Annotated in this window: 24 protein-coding genes and 1 tRNA gene; 17 read left to right on the plus strand and 8 right to left on the minus strand. The window is 48.1% G+C overall.

Features of this window, described 5'->3' with window-relative positions; genetic code table 11:
- The first annotated feature begins 4 nt into the window (after positions 1–4).
- The 3 genes from leuC to leuB are packed head-to-tail and all read left to right on the plus strand — an operon-like array spanning position 5 to position 2,855.
- Positions 5–1,267: a 3-isopropylmalate dehydratase large subunit gene (gene leuC / locus KQI75_RS00345; RefSeq protein ID WP_216468704.1), complete on the plus strand. Its 1,263-nt coding sequence runs from the start codon at positions 5–7 to the stop codon at positions 1,265–1,267.
- Between the two features lie 14 nt (positions 1,268–1,281).
- Positions 1,282–1,779, plus strand: coding sequence for a 3-isopropylmalate dehydratase small subunit (gene leuD / locus KQI75_RS00350; protein ID WP_216468705.1), 498 nt, complete (start codon positions 1,282–1,284; stop codon positions 1,777–1,779).
- Positions 1,779–2,855 (plus strand): 3-isopropylmalate dehydrogenase, encoded by a 1,077-nt coding sequence (gene leuB, locus KQI75_RS00355; RefSeq protein WP_216468706.1) that lies wholly within the window; start codon positions 1,779–1,781, stop codon positions 2,853–2,855. The genes leuD and leuB overlap by 1 nt, the downstream gene beginning before the upstream one ends.
- Positions 2,856–2,890: 35 nt before the next feature.
- On the opposite strand, the gene KQI75_RS00360 is transcribed toward leuB, so the two are convergent.
- A complete protein-coding gene (locus KQI75_RS00360) occupies positions 2,891–3,280 on the minus strand; it encodes a (deoxy)nucleoside triphosphate pyrophosphohydrolase (RefSeq protein WP_216469277.1) in 390 nt (129 codons plus the stop codon).
- A gap of 419 nt (positions 3,281–3,699) precedes the next feature.
- Entirely contained in the window at positions 3,700–5,094 is a 1,395-nt protein-coding gene (locus KQI75_RS00365; protein WP_216468707.1) for an NYN domain-containing protein, read from the minus strand.
- 172 nt (positions 5,095–5,266) lie between these two features.
- Between KQI75_RS00365 and KQI75_RS00370 the strand changes: the two genes are divergently transcribed.
- Positions 5,267–6,184, plus strand: coding sequence for an AraC family transcriptional regulator (locus tag KQI75_RS00370; RefSeq protein WP_216468708.1), 918 nt, complete (start codon positions 5,267–5,269; stop codon positions 6,182–6,184).
- A gap of 78 nt (positions 6,185–6,262) precedes the next feature.
- Positions 6,263–6,338: transfer RNA gene (locus KQI75_RS00375), tRNA-Val, on the plus strand.
- A gap of 183 nt (positions 6,339–6,521) precedes the next feature.
- On the opposite strand, the gene KQI75_RS00380 is transcribed toward KQI75_RS00375, so the two are convergent.
- The 6 genes from KQI75_RS00380 to KQI75_RS00405 all read right to left on the minus strand — a co-directional run bounded on the left by KQI75_RS00380 (position 6,522) and on the right by KQI75_RS00405 (position 10,953).
- Positions 6,522–7,643: a tyrosine-type recombinase/integrase gene (locus KQI75_RS00380; protein WP_216468709.1), complete on the minus strand. Its 1,122-nt coding sequence runs from the start codon at positions 7,641–7,643 to the stop codon at positions 6,522–6,524.
- A 126-nt stretch (positions 7,644–7,769) separates the two neighbouring features.
- Complete coding sequence (locus tag KQI75_RS00385) at positions 7,770–8,438, minus strand: Fic family protein (RefSeq protein WP_216468710.1); 669 nt, start codon at positions 8,436–8,438, stop codon at positions 7,770–7,772.
- A 24-nt stretch (positions 8,439–8,462) separates the two neighbouring features.
- Positions 8,463–8,981 carry a hypothetical protein gene (locus KQI75_RS00390; protein ID WP_216468711.1) on the minus strand — a complete coding sequence of 173 codons (519 nt, stop codon included), beginning with the start codon at positions 8,979–8,981 and terminating at the stop codon, positions 8,463–8,465.
- Positions 8,978–9,463 (minus strand): hypothetical protein, encoded by a 486-nt coding sequence (locus KQI75_RS00395; protein WP_216468712.1) that lies wholly within the window; start codon positions 9,461–9,463, stop codon positions 8,978–8,980. Before KQI75_RS00395 ends, KQI75_RS00390 begins: the two co-directional genes overlap by 4 nt.
- A gap of 335 nt (positions 9,464–9,798) precedes the next feature.
- Entirely contained in the window at positions 9,799–10,176 is a 378-nt protein-coding gene (locus KQI75_RS00400) for a PH domain-containing protein (RefSeq protein WP_216468713.1), read from the minus strand.
- Positions 10,177–10,266: 90 nt separating this feature from the next.
- On the minus strand, positions 10,267–10,953 hold the full coding sequence (locus KQI75_RS00405; protein ID WP_216468714.1) for a helix-turn-helix domain-containing protein: 687 nt from the start codon (positions 10,951–10,953) through the stop codon (positions 10,267–10,269).
- 149 nt (positions 10,954–11,102) lie between these two features.
- On the opposite strand from KQI75_RS00405, the gene KQI75_RS00410 reads away from it, so the two are divergent.
- From KQI75_RS00410 to KQI75_RS00465, 12 genes are all read left to right on the plus strand, one after another.
- Complete coding sequence (locus tag KQI75_RS00410; protein WP_246566277.1) at positions 11,103–11,297, plus strand: helix-turn-helix transcriptional regulator; 195 nt, start codon at positions 11,103–11,105, stop codon at positions 11,295–11,297.
- 47 nt (positions 11,298–11,344) lie between these two features.
- Positions 11,345–12,085 (plus strand): phage antirepressor KilAC domain-containing protein, encoded by a 741-nt coding sequence (locus KQI75_RS00415; RefSeq protein WP_216468715.1) that lies wholly within the window; start codon positions 11,345–11,347, stop codon positions 12,083–12,085.
- Between the two features lie 6 nt (positions 12,086–12,091).
- Complete coding sequence (locus KQI75_RS00420; RefSeq protein WP_216468716.1) at positions 12,092–12,301, plus strand: helix-turn-helix domain-containing protein; 210 nt, start codon at positions 12,092–12,094, stop codon at positions 12,299–12,301.
- A 109-nt stretch (positions 12,302–12,410) separates the two neighbouring features.
- Positions 12,411–12,608: a hypothetical protein gene (locus KQI75_RS00425; protein ID WP_216468717.1), complete on the plus strand. Its 198-nt coding sequence runs from the start codon at positions 12,411–12,413 to the stop codon at positions 12,606–12,608.
- On the plus strand, positions 12,605–12,805 hold the full coding sequence (locus KQI75_RS00430; RefSeq protein WP_216468718.1) for a hypothetical protein: 201 nt from the start codon (positions 12,605–12,607) through the stop codon (positions 12,803–12,805). Before KQI75_RS00425 ends, KQI75_RS00430 begins: the two co-directional genes overlap by 4 nt.
- Before the next feature lie 149 nt (positions 12,806–12,954).
- Positions 12,955–13,932: a YqaJ viral recombinase family nuclease gene (locus KQI75_RS00435; protein WP_216468719.1), complete on the plus strand. Its 978-nt coding sequence runs from the start codon at positions 12,955–12,957 to the stop codon at positions 13,930–13,932.
- 2 nt (positions 13,933–13,934) lie between these two features.
- Positions 13,935–14,768 carry a recombinase RecT gene (locus KQI75_RS00440; protein ID WP_216468720.1) on the plus strand — a complete coding sequence of 278 codons (834 nt, stop codon included), beginning with the start codon at positions 13,935–13,937 and terminating at the stop codon, positions 14,766–14,768.
- Positions 14,758–15,120: a DUF1064 domain-containing protein gene (locus tag KQI75_RS00445; protein WP_216468721.1), complete on the plus strand. Its 363-nt coding sequence runs from the start codon at positions 14,758–14,760 to the stop codon at positions 15,118–15,120. The genes KQI75_RS00440 and KQI75_RS00445 overlap by 11 nt, the downstream gene beginning before the upstream one ends.
- A 459-nt stretch (positions 15,121–15,579) precedes the next feature.
- On the plus strand, positions 15,580–16,215 hold the full coding sequence (locus tag KQI75_RS00450) for a hypothetical protein (RefSeq protein ID WP_216468722.1): 636 nt from the start codon (positions 15,580–15,582) through the stop codon (positions 16,213–16,215).
- Positions 16,208–16,666, plus strand: a complete 459-nt coding sequence (locus KQI75_RS00455) for a single-stranded DNA-binding protein (protein WP_216468723.1) — start codon at positions 16,208–16,210, stop codon at positions 16,664–16,666. Before KQI75_RS00450 ends, KQI75_RS00455 begins: the two co-directional genes overlap by 8 nt.
- On the plus strand, positions 16,666–17,559 hold the full coding sequence (locus tag KQI75_RS00460) for a phage replisome organizer N-terminal domain-containing protein (RefSeq protein ID WP_216468724.1): 894 nt from the start codon (positions 16,666–16,668) through the stop codon (positions 17,557–17,559). Before KQI75_RS00455 ends, KQI75_RS00460 begins: the two co-directional genes overlap by 1 nt.
- Positions 17,528–17,887: a hypothetical protein gene (locus KQI75_RS00465; protein ID WP_216468725.1), complete on the plus strand. Its 360-nt coding sequence runs from the start codon at positions 17,528–17,530 to the stop codon at positions 17,885–17,887. Before KQI75_RS00460 ends, KQI75_RS00465 begins: the two co-directional genes overlap by 32 nt.
- The last annotated feature ends 31 nt before the right edge of the window (positions 17,888–17,918 follow it).

Below are 17,918 nucleotides of genomic sequence, written 5' to 3' on the forward strand. Positions count from 1 at the left end.
ACCTATGGCAATGACAATGACACAGAAGATCCTTGCAAGCCACGCAGGACTGGAAAGCGTAACCGCAGGCCAGCTCATCGAGGCAAATTTGGATCTGACCCTGGCAAATGATATTACCGGTCCGGTTGCAATCCGCGAAATGGAGAAGGCTGGATTTGAGCATGTATTCGACAAGAATAAGATTGCGCTGGTTATGGACCATTTTGCACCGAATAAGGACATCAAGTCCGCAGAGCAGTGTCTGACCTGCCGCAATTTCTCCGGCAAGCACGAAATTGTGAATTTCTTCGACGTTGGACAGATGGGCATTGAGCACGCGCTGCTGCCGGAAAAGGGTCTGGTAGGCCCGGGTGAGCTGATTATTGGTGCGGACTCGCATACCTGTACCTATGGTGCGCTGGGCGCATTCTCCACCGGCGTAGGCTCCACCGACCTCGCAGCAGGCATGGCAACCGGCAAGGCATGGTTCCGTGTTCCGTCCGCCATTAAATTTAATCTGACCGGCTCTCTGCCGAAATATGTTTCCGGCAAAGACGTCATTCTGCATATTATTGGCAAAATCGGCGTAGACGGCGCACTGTATCGCTCGATGGAATTTGCTGGCGACGGCGTTGCCTCCCTGACCATGGATGACCGCTTTACTATTTGCAACATGGCAATTGAAGCCGGCGCAAAGAACGGCATTTTCCCGGTAGACGATAAGACGCGTGCATACATCAAGGGCCGTGTAAACCGTGAGGTGACCGAGTTCGCAGCAGATCCGGATGCACAGTACGATGAGGAGTACACCATCAATCTGTCCGAGCTGCGCCCGACCGTTGCTTGTCCGCATCTGCCGGAAAACACCAAAACCGTAGACGAGCTGGGTAAGATTGAGATTCAGCAGTCCGTCATTGGTTCCTGCACCAATGGCCGCATTCAGGATATGCGCGATGCCGCAGCCATTTTGAAGGGCAGAAAGGTAAAGAGCAACGTTCGCACCATTGTTATTCCGGCAACACAGGAAATCTACCTGCAGTGCATCGAAGAAGGCTTGGCAAAGATTTTCGTGGAAGCGGGCGCCATTGTTTCCACGCCGACCTGCGGTCCGTGTCTGGGCGGTCATATGGGTATTTTGGCACATGACGAGAAGGCAATCTCTACGACGAACCGTAACTTTGTCGGTCGTATGGGACATGTTTCTTCCGAAATCTATCTCGCCAATCCGGCTGTTGCAGCAGCTTCTGCTGTCACCGGCTATATCACCGATCCGGCAGAGCTGGACTAAGGAGGTTTTTACACATGAAAGCAAGAGGTTCTGTTTTTAAATATGGCGATAACGTCGATACCGACGTTATCATTCCGGCGCGCTATCTTAACATTGCAGATCCGGTAGAACTGGCTACCCACTGCATGGAAGACATTGATACCGAATTCGTAAAGAACGTAAAGAAGGGCGATATTATGGTAGCAACCAAGAACTTTGGCTGCGGCTCTTCCCGTGAACATGCCCCGCAGGTTATCCGCGACAATGGCATTTCCTGCGTCATCGCATCTTCTTTTGCTCGCATTTTCTATCGTTCTTCTATCAACATCGGCCTGCCGATTATGGAGAGCGAAGAAGCTGCCAATGCAATCAGTGCAGGAGACGAGGTCGAGGTTGATTTTGATACCGGCGTTATCACCGATATCACAACCGGTCAGACGTTCCAGGCAGCAGCATTCCCGCCGTTCCTGCAGAACATCATTTCCGCAGGCGGTCTGCTCAAGAGCCTGAAAGAAAGAGAGGACAACAAGTAATGCAGTACAATATTGCGGTTATTAAGGGCGATGGTATCGGTCCGGAAATCGTTACAGAAGCAATGAAGGCAATGGAAGTTGTCGGTGAAAAGTTTGGCCACACTTTCAACTTTACCGAGTGCTATGCGGGCGGCAACGCCATTGACAAGTATGGCATTCCGCTGCCGCAGGAAACGCTGGATGTATGCAAGGCATCGGATTCCGTTCTGCTGGGTGCTGTTGGCGGCCCGAAGTGGGACAGCGTTCCGTCTGATAAGCGTCCGGAGCGCGCGCTGCTGGGTCTGCGTTCCAATCTGGAGCTGTTTGTCAATCTGCGTCCGGCACAGATGCATGCCGCTCTGGCAGATGCTTGTCCGATTAAGCCGGAAATTATCGGTGACGGCTTTGATATTCTGGTTTGCCGCGAGCTGACCGGTGATGTTTACTTTGGTAAGCGCGGCCGCCGCGAGAGCGAGCTGGGCGAGACCGGCTGGGACGATATGAACTACTCCGTAACCGAGGTAGAACGCATTGGCCGCCGTGCATTTGACATGGCAATGAAGCGCAACAAGAAGCTGACCTCCGTGGACAAGGCAAACGTACTGGAGACCTCCCGTGTATGGCGTGAGACCATGCACAAGCTGCGTGAGGAATATCCGGAAGTAGAATATCAGGATATGTATGTGGACAATGCTGCGATGCAGCTGGTTCGCAATCCGGGTCAGTTTGACGTCATCACGACTGGCAACTTGTTCGGTGATATTTTGTCCGACGAAGCAAGCATGATTACCGGTTCTATCGGTATGCTGCCGTCCGCTTCTATCGGCAAGACCAAGCTGGGTATGTATGAGCCGATTCACGGTTCTGCTCCGGATATCGCAGGCAAGGGCATTGCAAACCCAATTGCAACCATTCTGTCCTGCGCAATGATGCTGCGCTATTCGTTCGGTCTGGGCGAAGAGGCTGATTGCATCGAAGCAGCAGTGGAGAAGGCGTTGAATGACGGTCATCGCACCGCAGACATCGCAAAGGAAGGCGAAAAGGTTCTGTCTACCTCTGAGATGGGCGCAATTATCTGTGAAAACATCAAGGGATAATTCCTAGATAGATAAAAACGGAGTCTAGTGTGATGCTAGACTCCGTTTTTGATTTTTTGTAAAATTTCAATATCTGCCGGACAAAATTCAAATGCATTGATTTCAGCCGGTGTAATCCAACGCATATCGTGATGCTCGAGCATTTGAGGTGTGCCGGATGCGATTGCCGCGTCAAATAACGTCAGATGCACTGTCAAATCCGGATAGAAATGCGTGACTTCTGTGAAAACATCGCCGACGGAAAGTGTGACGGCAAGTTCTTCCTGACATTCCCGAATCAATGCCTGCTGCTTGGTCTCGCCGGCTTCTACTTTGCCGCCGACAAATTCCCACAGCAATCCGCGCGCCTTGTTTTTTGGACGCTGACAAATCAAGAATCGCTTGTCTTGCCAGATGAGTGCCGCGACAACTTCTGTTGTTTTCAGAATCTGAATTGCGGTTTGATATTTCTCTCTGCGTGCCAGATCCGCCTGCGTCACAGTTGATAGCCGCGACAAATCGCTGTTGTGTGCAAGGTCCGCCAGCTTGACGCGGACAGCAATGGGATCACTGCGCAAATTGCGGATGTAATCTAAATACGGAACTTCTGGCTTGCGCGTCAGATGACAAATAGAATTCACAGCGCGTTCCGGAATGCCTGCCTGCATCAAGCTTTCAGCGGTCATCGGTGTGTCCTCTAAGACGTCGTGCAGCACAGCGACAATCGTGCTCAATTCATCTGGCATGTGCTCTGCAACGTGCAGCGGATGACAAATATACGGCAGACCTGCCTTGTCCGTTTGCCCGCGATGCGCTTGGTACGCAAGCTGTACCGCGAGATTGGTTTGCTTGGTATCAATCATGGTTACTTCCCTTTGATTTGAATGGATGCTGTGCCGTCGTCGCCAATGACCAGAGAAAGCGATTTGACGTATTTTTGATAAAATTGATGCTTTTCCGTGTCCGACATGACTGCGCGTGTGGATGTATATAGATGATCCATCATGTCTGTGACATTCAGATCAATGTGTGCCGCCAGATAGCGTTTCATTTCCGTCAGCATGGCTGTGAGCTTGATGTCCTTGCCAGAGCCGGAATAGAAATCATCAATATAGCAATAGAAAATTCCGCTGTCATCTAGTGCTTCTTTCAGCTTGCCGCTGCATTTTTCGTGCTCTACCATGACGAGAAAGCGTGCTTCTTTCAATGTGCTGATGACGCTCCAATAGTCCGAATCACTGGCGACAATGACAAACGAATCAACATGGTTGGCATAGAATTCGCGCACCACATTGGCAGTCAAATGTGTATCGACAAGCGATTTGTCCTCCTTGAGCCGAGCAACTTCGATGCGCTCAATGGGAATATCCGTGTGCTCCTGCAATACCTTCCAAGCGGAAGACGTATGTACATCATCAAACAGCATGATTTTTGAGATTTTATCCCGCAGATAATCTTCCAAATCGTTCAGGGTAGCGCACAGATCGTAGGGGTCTGAATTTTCGCAGTCAACGACAATAACCGTATCGCGGCTTTCCGACAAAAAGTCATAAATATTATTTTTGACCGTGTTGTCGACGTTGGATACCTTGTTCAAATCGGAAAAATCATCCTCATGCCAACGATACAGCAGCGTAACAAACTTTTTATCATTATACAAAATGTTTCCGTCATTTTGAAAAAATACCCAGTTGATATATGTTTGATACGGATAGCAGTCAAACGACGCATAATAATTATCCGATGCCTGTTTGGTGCCGGTTTCCGTCAAGCCGTCCGGCATGATAAAAATATCCTTGATATAACGCCATTCCAGCCAGAGCGGAAAGAGATTTTTACAGTTGTTGATACGGTCGGAAATATATTTATTGATGTCTACGATGTACTGCGCCAGACGTGTATTTTTCTTTAACAGATTGATGCCCCAATTGCCGAGCTCATGAATGCACTGCACCGGAATGTATTCCTTTAGGGAAGACAACAGCCGATAATTGTGAAAAACCTCTTGGTTCACGCGCTTGAAATTGCGGATAATTGCGGTTCGAACCATACATAGATCGCGAATGATACAGGCATTTCGATTGAATTTTAATTTTTGGTAAATGGCTATATCGGGTGCTTCGTGTTCGTTTTCAAAAATATGTTCTGGAACACCGATTAAAAAAGCAACAGTTGAAATGACGGTATAGGTACTGGTCGAGCTTTTTTCATGGTGAATCGGGCTTGCCGAGATTTCTGTAACAAGGTCAAGATTTTGCATGGTAATGATTGTCCTTTCTGAAAAGATTATAGTATTATTGTATCGTATTTTAGATAAATTTTCAATCTTTATCTAATTATACCGCATCCGGCTTGTATTGTTTGTACAAAATGTGGTAAAATTTTATCAGGAGAGGATGGTGGAATAGTTGCAAAGGGATTTTATCACAGTTTTGACGGAAAAAGAAGTCAATATTGTAACGGATGAAACGCTTCGTGAAATGAAGAAGCACGGAACAGAGCGGTTTCCGTTTCAATACTATCAAGAGCATTTCAATTGGAACCGGTTAGAAACGGTGGAGTGGCATTGGCATAGTGAGCTGGAGTTTGTAGAAATTTTGCAGGGGGCGATTGAATGCCACATCGGAGAGGAAATCATAGAGCTGCGAGAAGGAGATACTTTTTTTATCAACAGTGGTGTGATACATAAATATCAGGCGCCGAAGGTATGCAGAGAGAAGCAATGTATGTTTTCGGATATTTTGTTTCTGCCGGAAATCATCGCGCCGAATTCTTCTTTGATTTATGAAAAATATATTCGTCCCATTGTGCTGTATGGAAAACCATTTCTTGTCATGCGGCAGACGCAGGCGTGGGAAGAATCGGTTCAAAATCTATACCATCATATTGTAAATGTCTGCTTGGCCGAGGAGGATTTGACAGAATTGCGCATACAAGCGGGTGTTTCAGAGTTGTGGACGCGGTTGTTTCATTATTTGTATCGAGAAGAATCGGAACAGCAGGAAAACAAAAATATTTTGGCACAGGCGCGGCTGCGAAAGATGATGCAGTTTATTTGGGATCATTTTCATGAAAAAATCACGTTGGATGATATAGCGGCTTCTGCGAATATCAGCAAGAGCGCCGCGCTGCGTTGTTTTCGCTCGGGGATGCAGACATCGCCGGTCGGCTATTTGAACGATTTTCGTCTGAACCGTGCAAAGGAACTGTTATTGACCTCGCACAGCACAGTGTCAGAAATTGCGGTTTCTGTAGGATTTGACAATGTGGGATATTTTGACCGCGTATTCCGCCGTACATTTGGACTGACACCAAAACAATTTGCAAAGCAGGGCGGGGAGTGTGTGTGAAAATACACTCCTCGTTTCAAAAAAATGGTTGACAAAGGGTAGATTTTTTGGTATATTAATATCACTGTTTAGCGATACGGACACTTAGCTCAGTTGGTAGAGCATCCGCTTGACGTGCGGAAGGTCAGCGGTTCGAGACCGTTAGTGTCCACCAAAACGAATCCCCTAGAATCTGCGCGGTTCTAGGGGATTTCTGCATGTATTCGAAACTTTTAAGTAGAAATTGTTTTGAAATATGAAGATTTCTATTTTTCGGTTTAAGCGGTGTTAACCGCTGTATTTGGAGCTATTCCTGAAAATGTGTGGCAAAAATGTGGCAAAGATGTGGCAAATAAAATTATTCAAAATTCCAGATTGACGTTACATCAATCTGTGCTGCAAGCCGCTTGGCATCATCGTTTTCGATGTGGCTGTAAATATTTGCGGTTGTCCGAATATCTGAGTGACCTAGTAAATATTGTGCTGTTTTCAGGTCATATCCGGCACGATGCAGCTGAGTTGCATATGTATGTCGCAGATAATGCGGCGTAATGGATTGGTCAATAGCGTGATTCACAACGGCGTTACGATATGTCTTTGCGCCGGCTGTCAAATCCCACGTCCGCATGAAACTGTGCCAGAGCCGCCGAATTTTCGTCTCAGACATGCAGCTTCCATTTGCGTTGCGAAAAACAAAGCCGCGACGAATGTTGTGCGATTCGATGTATTGCAGCAGATCGGCACAGAGGTCATCCGGCAGCGGAACGCAGCGTGTGCTGCTTGATGTTTTTGTATCTTTTATCCGGCCGCTGTTGCCGGATGCGTATTCGACAGAATGCACGACATGGATCAACGAATCTGCCGTGTTGATGTCCTCAACGCGCAGAGCAACCGCCTCGCCGCGGCGCAAGCCACACTGCAGCATAAGCCGCACCCACAAGCCGCCACGGTGTTTTCTTGCTGCCTGCATGAAAGTAGATATCTCTTGTGAGGTCAACGCCCTGCGCGTCTCTGCTGCGCTGCAAACAGGTCTCACAAGCTTGCGGGCGGGAGAGACTTCTATCAATCCGTCGATTTCGGCTCGTTCAAATATCTGCCGCAGGGTGCCCATCAATTTATCCATGCTGGACTGCGAGCGAGCGGGGGAACGGTCCAATACCTCCTGCAAATGAAACGCTTTGACTTGCCGCAAATCCATGTGGCCAACGACGGGACAAATGTGTTTGCGAAGCAGAATGTCATAGTTCCGCAACTGTGACACGCCAACACTTGGTTTTTTGTACTTTTCAAGCCAGGCATATGCGTACTGCTCCACGGTAATGCCTTTGCCTACAACTTGCACGCCTTTTGCATACAGATTTCGGTAATACCGTACCTTTGCGTCAAATTCCTTTTTGTTATTGCTGCGAATTTCCTTCCTGATCGGCTTTCCGTCCGGTTTATTGCCGACTACAAATGTTTGCCTATATTTGTAAGACACAAAAACCACTCCTTTTATTTACTCTTAAAATATGATATAATAAAAGGGCTGAATATAACCTGGTCAAAAGTTTTTCAGCCCATGTCCCGTTTCGGTGCTACCAACACCGGAGCGGGATTTTTTTATTTACTGCATTTCGATTCCTTGTATTGTGTGCTGATACAGAAATTCTTTCAAGTCTGCGCTGCTGCCGGTGTTGTAATATTGCAGCAGCAATGTATTGAACTGCTCCATGTGCTTGTCTGTAATGGTAAGGATACCGGCACCGGCAGAGACAAGAATCTTGTTTGCGAGGGTCATGCTGGTGCGCTTGTTTCCATCCCAAAAGAATTGGCCGCGTGCGCCCCACACGAACGCCTCCAGTGCTTTTTCTGTGGCGGTCATATCAGTATTATTTATCAGTGCATGAAGTGCGTCGGACACTTCCTCATAGACAGGAACAGGCGGCATATAATCTGTACCGGAGATTCCAACGGAACCGGTGCGCAGTACGCCCCATTCCAGAGCTTCATTGCGTGCAATGAATTCATTGAGCTTGCACAGATATTCCAGCGTGACCGGCGCATCTATTGTCTTGACCAGGTACTTCCATGCATCACGCATGTTCAAAATCGCCTGTATGTCATCCAACTGGACATTCGGAACATTGACACCGTTCAAGATGGTCTGTGTCTGCGGAAATGTGACCGCTCTGTTTTCCATTTTCATACCGCAGTAAATGTTTTCGTCCCACTTCTTTTTTGCGAGAAATAAGCTTTGCTGCGGCGTCAGATGGTATTTATCTTCAAAATGCATATTTATATCACCTCCGTAATGCGTTCACCAATTGGCTGAGTGCTCAACAAAATTTTGCATAAAAGTAAATGCGCGGTTTTCAGGGCTTACCATATATTTTTCAATAAAGTGGCAAAGAGAACCAATTTCAACTTGTAATGATTCATCACTGGCGGCATATATATCATCGTAAGGCATATGCGTTAAATACCCATCACTACCTTCTTGACCAAGAAGGATTTGAAAATCTTGCCAAGGTGGATCTGAAGAATCAGGATTTGGATAGATGACATCCAGGAACAAGATGAATGTGTTATCAAATACAGTATAGAAACATCGGCTATAGTTCAGTTTGTATTTTCCTGTTTGATTGTCAAAATCATCAAGCAAATATTTTTGATACTCTTCAGGAAAACGAAAAGAGCCGATATTGTAAATCTGACGCCAGTGAATGTTGCCTGATTTTGTAGATGTTTTCAAAGAACGGATAAAATTTTTTGTGGTTTCTGATTCCGATATATCTAGTTCGGTAAATACGTTTTTTCTTTCCGGTGAAGTGTTCATATTTTTTCACTCTCCATTTTACAAATAATATCGTTCAGCAATACGCTAGTTTGCTGACATAACCGCATAATCTCAACATTCATATTTTGAGATTGGGAAGAATTTTTTAATTTTTCTAAAAGTTCGTGATAATTTTCGCTAATATTTCGGATTTTTCTTCGATGTCTAAAGGGAAAAAGTGAACTTGCTTCTTTCAAATGAATAATGCAAGCGCCCAAATCTTTTTGAATAGAAATAGGAGAAAGCGATGGTAGATTATCGTCAATAGAACATTCGATAGATTTAATGTTTGTTCTATATCTCTTTAGTTCTTTTATGATGTTTTCAGAACGATTTCCGATATACAATTGCTTCTTGAGACCTTTTGCTGTTTTCCATGTGAGAAATGTAATAGATAATGAGATAATATCTGCTAAGCTAAAGAGATAAAAGTTGCTAGATGATATGTAATTTAATATGTAACTTACTATTCGATTTACCATGTGCGAATGAATTCTTTCTTAAAATTAAACAGGGCGAATGATGACGAAATTTTATTGTTGCAATACCTTTTTAAATCAGTTACACTAAAGATAGCATAAAATAGAAAGAAGGAGTGTACAGTGTATTCGATTATCGTTGCGGTTATTGTTTCGCTACTTATTTGTACGTGTGTATGCGGTACGACGTATCATATATTGAAAACAAAACAGGATAAAATGCTCCTGCTTTTTTTAGATGCTAGAGCAGAGTTACATTTATTGAAAGATGAATTGAAATCTAATGGCCAAATAAAATAAGGTTTGCTTTCCCGCTGACATTTGTCGGCGGGATTTTTTTAATTATTTAATACGTACTCGCTGATAACACGATTGATTTCCTGAACGTTACAGTTCGCGGCGAATTCAAACCGAACCTTTCCGACCGAAGAGAACCAAAGATCAAGCTCGGCATCCAAATCAAACGTGCCGGCCGTTTCTACAGAAAATGCCTGGATTTTTGAATACGGAAGAGAGGTAAAATCCTTTTTTGCACCAAGAAATCCTTGGATATTAATAGCAATAACACGTTTATTTGTGAAGATCACCTTGTCTCGCACCGTTGTATAAGTTTGATACGCTTCCTCACCGGCAACAAGAATGTCTTTTACCAGCCCCAAATCCAATTTTTTGTCCAACGTTAGCTTAAAGACTGCTGATTTGCTGAAATCAATCATTTCTCTACCTCCTAATTTTCCTGATAGTTAAGACTTTATTTCATTTCAATTCACACACCCATGTGCGGTGCGATTCGTTTGCCCTACCAATCAATCCAACGTGAATTCAACTTTTACAACCTTGCCGATAATATGAATCGGCGTATGCTTCAAATTATAAATCTGCGGCATATGCTTGGGATTTGTTGATTGCGGCATGAGAGTGACCGTATCGCCGTCCTGATAGAAGCGCTTCATAGTTGCTTCATTATCACCGACCAGAACTACACAGATGGTACCGTTATCTACATAATCCTGCCGTCTGACAATAACCAGATACCCTTCTTTGATGCCCAAGGCGTCCATACTGTCACCATGCACTCGTAAAGCAAAATATTCGCCGCCATGATTTAAGTCTGTGTATGTGTAGCCTTCTATCTGCTCATCGGCATATAGAGGCAAGCCCGCGGAAATCCTGCCCAGAATCGGAATGCGCTGCGTCGGCGCGTAGGGGATAGCGTCGGGTGGGAGGGACGGCTGTGGGTGCTCCTCTGCATTTATAGATACTTGAGTATCTGGGTCAAGTATTGCAATGAGGTCATTAAAGTCCGTATTCATAGCAGTTGCCACGCTTTTAATAGTTGCTACTGATGGAATAGGTTGTTTTTTGTTAACCGGATTGAAGTTCCGTTCTAAAATAGATATATATGCTTTGCTCAATCCTGTTAAATCTGCAAAGGCTTGTTGACTCATGGAGTGCTCTTTGCGATATTTCTTTATAAGATTACCTAGTGTCATGAGATCACCTCCGTTTTGTCTAGTATACAATACAAAAAAATAAAAATCAAGATTTCTTGTAAAATATGCTTGACAAATATTGTCTAGCATGCTAGACTTTAATCAGCTCAAGAAGAGCGAACAAAATAGAAGAGAGGAGGATACAGCGATTGAACTTTAAGATTCGTGAAATCCGTACAGGCTTGAAGATGACGCAGGAAGACTTGGCACACAAGTCTGGCGTATCGAGAGCGACAATTTCAGGGTTGGAAAGTGGCAATATTCGAGTTACCACAACGGAAACTCTGCGCAAGATTGCTATTGCACTCGGAGTACAAGTCAGTGATCTTATTTTTTTAGAATAAATGTCTAGCAAGCTAGACAAAATTAACAAGACAAGAAAGGAGACTATATGAACGAGATCATCAACATCAACTACAGCAGCGACCGCCCGACTGTGTTGGGCAGAGAGCTGCACGATATGCTTGAGGTTAAGACACCGTATGCAAAATGGTTTAGCCGCATGTGTGAATATGGATTTTCTGAAAATGTCGATTACATGACGGTGGTCAAAAATGTCCTCCGTGTTGACGGCACAGAAATGCCACAGACGCAAACCGACCACCAGCTGACCATCCCGATGGCGAAAGAGATTTGCATGTTGCAGCGTACAGAACGCGGCAAGGAATGCCGACAGTACTTCATCCGGATTGAGGAGGAATGGAACAGTCCGGACGCGATCATGCAGAGAGCGTTGCAGATTGCGAACAGCCGCGTAGAAAAACTGAGGGGTGAGAACCAGATACTACTTGAGCAAAATACAGCCATGCAGCCGAAAGCACTGTTTGCCGATTCTGTGTGTGCGAGCAGCACATCTATCTTGATCGGCGAGCTGGCAAAGATTCTCAAGCAGAACGGCGTTGCAACCGGTCAAAACAAGCTGTTTGCATGGATGCGCGATAACGGCTATCTGATTCGCCGCAAGGGCGCAGACTACAACATGCCGACGCAGCGCAGCATGGAAATGCAGCTGTTTGAAATCAAAGAGACGGTCGTGACCCACGCAGACGGTCACACAAGCATCAACAAGACCACGAAAGTGACCGGAAAGGGTCAAGTCTACTTTGTGAATAAGCTGTGCGCAGGAGTGTGAAAAGCTATGAAATACATGACGGTGACTGACGTAAAAGACCGCTGGGGTGTCAGCAGTGACGTTGTGTACGACTATATCGCTGCTGGACGGCTCAAGGCGGTCAAATTCGGACGCGCTTGGCGTATCAAGCAGTCTGATTTGGAGACGTTTGAGCGCAACAAGTATACAGAGGACGCAGCGGAGCTTCGTGCGCGCAGAACAGGAGGCTTTGTGTAATGCGCAAGGATATTATTGCTGTAGCGCTTGCAACGGCAATCACACTGGGAATTTATTATGCAATCTGCATGGCGGCTCTCGCCGTGCTGACGGAATTAGGAGGTATTTTATGATTACATTTTTGAGTGGTATGGCGGCGGGTGCTGCCGCGCTGCTGGGGCTTTTCAAGGTGTGCTGTGTGCGCTGGGAGCGGATGGAGCGCAATAAGCGCCGCCGTGCAAAGCGTGCGGCACAGAGCAAACCGCGCGGCTTCTGCGGTGACATACGGCGGGACAACACTTGGATGCAGGAGACAACGAGATTATGAAGCAACAAACCTCAACCATTCTGCGCCGATGCCTGCGCAAGGAAATGGAGAAGGCCGCCAGTGCAGCGGAATACTACCCGAACTGGCATATCCAAATCGAACAGGCACGGCGGCAGGGCGTGCGTCCGGATTTAATTGCGGCGCACGAACGGCATCTGAAAAGAAAAAGCACCCAGCGGAACGGCAATTCCAACTGAGTGCAAACAAAATACAACAAAGCTATTATAGCTGAGAGGAGATGGAAAATCAATGATTTTCTATAGTGACGATCCAGAGAAGGATTTCGAGCGTTGGGACGCATGGTGCCAGCAGGAAAACGAGCGCATCCGAGAGGAGGAGCAGGAAGATGATTCGTAAAATCAGCACCGCGAACATGACGCGGGAGGAATGGCTGGAAGCGCGAAAGCATAGTGTCGGCGGCTCTGAAATCGGCGCAATTTTAGGCTTGAACCGATACCAGACCGCGCTGACCGTCTGGTCAAACAAGACCGGACGGCTGCCGGACGCAGAGGACAACGAAGCGATGCGGCAGGGCAGAGACCTTGAAGCATATGTCGCTGAACGCTTCTGTGAGCTGACCGGAAAGAGGGTCAAGCGGAACAACTACATCATGACAAACGATGACTTTCCGCACTTGCACGCGAATGTTGACCGGTTGGTGATCGGAGAGCACGCCGGATTGGAGTGCAAGACGGCGAGCGCATACAACGAGGACAAGTTTCAGACTGACGAGTTCCCAGACAGCTACTATGCGCAATGTGTTTCCTATATGGCAGTAACCGGACTGCCGATCTGGTATCTCGCCGTGCTCGTGATGGGCAGAGCATTCAAGGTGTATGCTCTTGTCCGCGCTCCGAGCGAGTTTAAGAAGCCGGAATGGTGCGAAAGCATCACGAAGGTTAATGAGGAAGAATTTGCGGCAATCCGCGAGACCGTACAGACATTCTGGCGGCACGTAGAGACCGACACACCGCCCGCGCCGGACGGCAGCACGACAGACAAAGAAGCTCTCGGCAAGCTGTACAAGGACTGCGACGCGGACGCAGAGGTGATGCTGAGCAAAGACCTGCTGCGTGAATACGAGGAGGCAAAAGACCTCCTGAGCCGTGCAGAGGAGCGCAAACGCGGCGTCGAAAATCAAATCAAAGCGCAGATGGGCGAATGCTGCACCGGATACACGGACGGTTGGAGTGTCACGTGGAAGCCGCAGCAGCGCAACACCTTTGACCGCAAGGCATACGAAGCAGCCTGCGGAACGATTGACAAGAAATACTTTAAGACCAGCAGCACGCGGGTGCTGCGTGTGAAGAAAATGGAGGATTGACCATGGCAATGGAAGGAAAAATTACGAAGAAGCAGCAGGCAGCTGCACCGGCAGAGAACCGTAAAAAGACGATGGCGGACTACATCAAAAGCATGTCCGGCGAAATCGCGAAGGCGCTGCCGAAGACTATCACAGCGGAACGCTTTACCCGCATCACGCTGTCCGCGCTGAGCAGCAGCCCGAAGCTGCAGCAGTGCACGCCGAGCAGCTTCTTGGCGGCGATGATGACCGCCGCACAGCTGGGTGTCGAGCCGAACACGCCGCTGGGACAGGCGTATCTGGTTCCGTATTACAGCAAAGGTGCGCTGGAGTGTCAGTTCCAGATTGGCTATAAAGGCTTGATTGACCTTGCGTATCGTTCCGGTGAGGTGCAGAGCATTCAGGCGCACGAAGTGCACGAAAACGACGAGTTTTCTTATTCCTTCGGCTTAGAGCCGGAGCTGCATCACGTGCCTGCCATCCGCGACCGCGGCGCAGTCATTGCCTACTACGCCGTCTGGAAGGGCAAGGACGGCGGCTATGGCTTTGAGGTCATGAGCCGCGAGGACGTAGAGCGGCACGGACGGAAGTTCTCAAAGAGCTTCTCGTCGGTTCCTTGGAAAAGGAACTTTGACGAGATGGCGAAGAAAACCGTGTTGAAAAGGGCGCTGAAATATGCGCCGATGAAAACCGAGCTGACCTATGCAGCTGTCGCAGACGAGACGGTAAAGCACGGGCTCTCCGAGAATATGTGGGAGGTTGAAACTATTCCGGTGGATGAAGAAACGGAAGAAACGGAGACTGACGAAGTGGTTTCCGAGCTCGATCCGGATCAGGTGACGATCGTTGAGAGCTAAGTATCACAATCGAAAAATTACCCGCGACGGCGTGACCTTCGACAGCAGGAAGGAATTCCGCAGGTATGAGGAATTGATGCTGTTACAGCAAGCCGGAGAGATTACAAATCTCCGGCGGCAGGTCAAATTCGTACTCATCCCGACACAGCGCGAGCCGAGTAAAATCGGCACGCGCGGCGGGGTGAAAAAGGGCAAGCTGCTTGAGCGTGAATGCGCTTATGTTGCGGATTTTGTGTATTCAGAAAACGGCAAAATCGTCGTTGAGGACACAAAAGGTTTGCGCACGAAAGAGTATATAATAAAGCGCAAATTGATGCTTTATGTGCACAACATCCGCATCCGCGAGGTATAGGCGCAGATTTGTTGCGAACGGCGACGGCATAGCGCAGAGAAGCGCGGCAAAGGCAAAGCAAAGCTGAGAGCGGAAAAGGCGCTGCAAGGCAAAGCGTGGACAGGCGAAGGCGCAGTTGGGCTCAGATCAGATACGCAAAGGCAATGCAAGACATTGCAATGCACCGCAACGGAAATGAGACGCCGAGAAAAGTTAGGAACCGCAACGGAAATGCAGAGCGGGGCGAAGATTAGCAACGGAAGAGCGCAGCAGAGCGAGGCAAAGGCGCAGAAATGAACCGAGCAGCTAAGGCAGAGTAGAGCAGAGAACTGCGACGATAAGCAAGGCGAGGAGATGCGAAGAACCGCAACGGCAGGGTCTTGTGCAGCAGAGCACTGAATCGCAATGGCATAGCGGAGCCGTGAGAGGCAGCGCCATGTCAAGGCTGAAACAAACGACAAAAAACAGGAGGAAATCAAAATGGAAATCAAGGAAATGCACGTAAGATGGACTTTTACGGAGGACGCACTGGGCGGACTGCCGGAAAACCGCGACATCTACCGCGAATACATCGCGAGCAAGGCGCCGGACGCGGAAGGAATCGAGGATGAGGTCGCAAACCTCGGCATCGAGGGCGCGGCAGAGAAGGGTAAGACCGTGTTCCCGAAGCTGCCGGACGGTACACCGTTCGTTTACGATTACCAAATCCGCGGATTTTTTAAGTCCGCAGCTGGTGCACTGCGCCGCGTCAAAGGCAGCAAATCGGCAAAGATGTCCGCGTACAAACGCAAAATCGACTTGCTTGTTTTTATCGAGCAGCGCCGAAACCCGATCGACATGCACGGTATGCTGCTCGACGAGTGCACACGCCCGCTGCGCGCGTCTACGCCGCAGGGCGAGCGTATATCTATCGCGTGCAGCGACAGCGTTCCGGCAGGCTCTACGGTTGACTTTACCGTGCAGATGCTTGACGGAGATTTAGAGCCCTTTGTGCGCGAATGGCTCGACTACGGCAAGTTCAACGGCTACGGACAATGGAGGAATAGCGGCAAGGGACGCTTCCTCTGGGACGAGCTGGACAAAGACGGAAACGTGATTGGAGGTAACAATGCTTAATAAGTCAATTCTGATGGGTCGCCTGACGCGCGATCCGGAACTCAAGCACACCAACAGTAATCTGCCGGTCATCCGCTTCTCTATTGCGGTTGACCGGAACAGAACTGGACAAAACGGAGAGCGACAGACGGATTTTATTGACATCGTCGCATGGCGAAAGACCGCAGAATTTGTTTCGCAGTGGTTCACCAAAGGGCAGATGATTGTTGTAGTGGGCAGCATCCAGTCCCGCCGCTGGCAGGACAAGAACGGCAACAACCGCACATCAATTGAAGTTTTCGCGGATGAGGTGCAGTTCGGGGACAGCAAGAAAACCCGCGAGGGCGGCACGCAGCAGCGGCAGAACAACTATCAGCCGTATGCCGATCCGGCACCGGCACAGAGCTACAATGTGCCCGCCGCGAACGACTTTTCGGAAATTTCGGACGATGACGGGGAGGTGCCGTTCTGATGAGTGAAAGGCGACTGTACTGGCTCAAGCTCAAGGAAAGTTTTTTCACGGACAAGGCGATGAAAAAGCTGCGCCGCATGGCAGGTGGGGATACATACACTGTGATTTATCTCAAGATGTTGCTGCTCGGTTTGAAAAACAACGGTCGCATTTACTACGACGGCGTAGAAGATACGTTTCACGAGGAAATCGCGCTGGAGCTGGACGAAGAGCCGGAAAACGTACAATTCTGTATGCTGTTTCTCGAAAAGAACGGACTGCTTGAAAAAGTTTCGGAAACTGAGGCTTTTTTGACGGAAACGCCGGAATTAACTATCTCTGAAGCTGCATCTACCGCGCGCTCTAGGCGCAGTCGAGCAAAGAAAGCGTTGCAATGCAACAGTGCTGCAACAGTAACGCAACAGTGCTGCAACAAAAATGCGACGCTAGATATAGAGAAAGATAATAAGAGAAAAGATAATAAGAGAAAAGATACAGATATAGAAGCTTATATAGCTCCGAGCTGTGAAACAGCATCGGAACCAGCACCAGCCGAACCTGCTGTATACACACTGCCTTGTATCAAGAACGAGGTCTATCCTATCGTGCAAAGTCAGATTGATAGCTGGGCAGAGGCGTATCCAAATGTTGACATTGATCTGGCAATCAAGCAAATGGTTGCATGGTTGGACGCGAATCCGAGGAAACGGAAAACACGTGCAGGCGCTCCGCGGTTTGTGAACATCTGGCTGGGGAGAGAGCAGGATAGCGGCAAAACGCCACGACGTCACGAAAAGGACGGCGGCGGAACAAAGCTGGACGACTGGGAACAGGACTGGCTGGCAGAGTACAGAGCAATGACAAAGGAACAGGAGGAACAGAATGAACAGAAAGCAGCGGCGGGCGAAGCGTAAGCAGCCGGTCAAGACGAATCACAGCATGACGATCCAGCTGGCGAAAGCGCGAGACTTAAAAACTCTCGCGCATCGCGTGGAGAGCGACAGACAGGCGCAGCGGTGCTTATGGCTCGCAGTCGTGAGCATGAACGATGCGTTCGGCATCGGCAAAGACCGACTGAAAATCTGGGCTCAAAAGCTCAAGGAAAATACAGCGGAATACGCAAGGATGAGCCGTGAAGTCGATGCAGATTATGCGAACGAGAAGTTGAGACAGCGCGTCTCGCAGGTGTACGGAGAAGAAGTATCGTGCCTGTACGAGGACGAATTGAGAGGTGGAAAATGACAAAATCGGAAATTGTTAAGAGGCTACAGAC

The organism is Butyricicoccus intestinisimiae (genome assembly GCF_018918345.1).
GTDB lineage: Bacteria > Bacillota > Clostridia > Oscillospirales > Butyricicoccaceae > Butyricicoccus_A > Butyricicoccus_A intestinisimiae.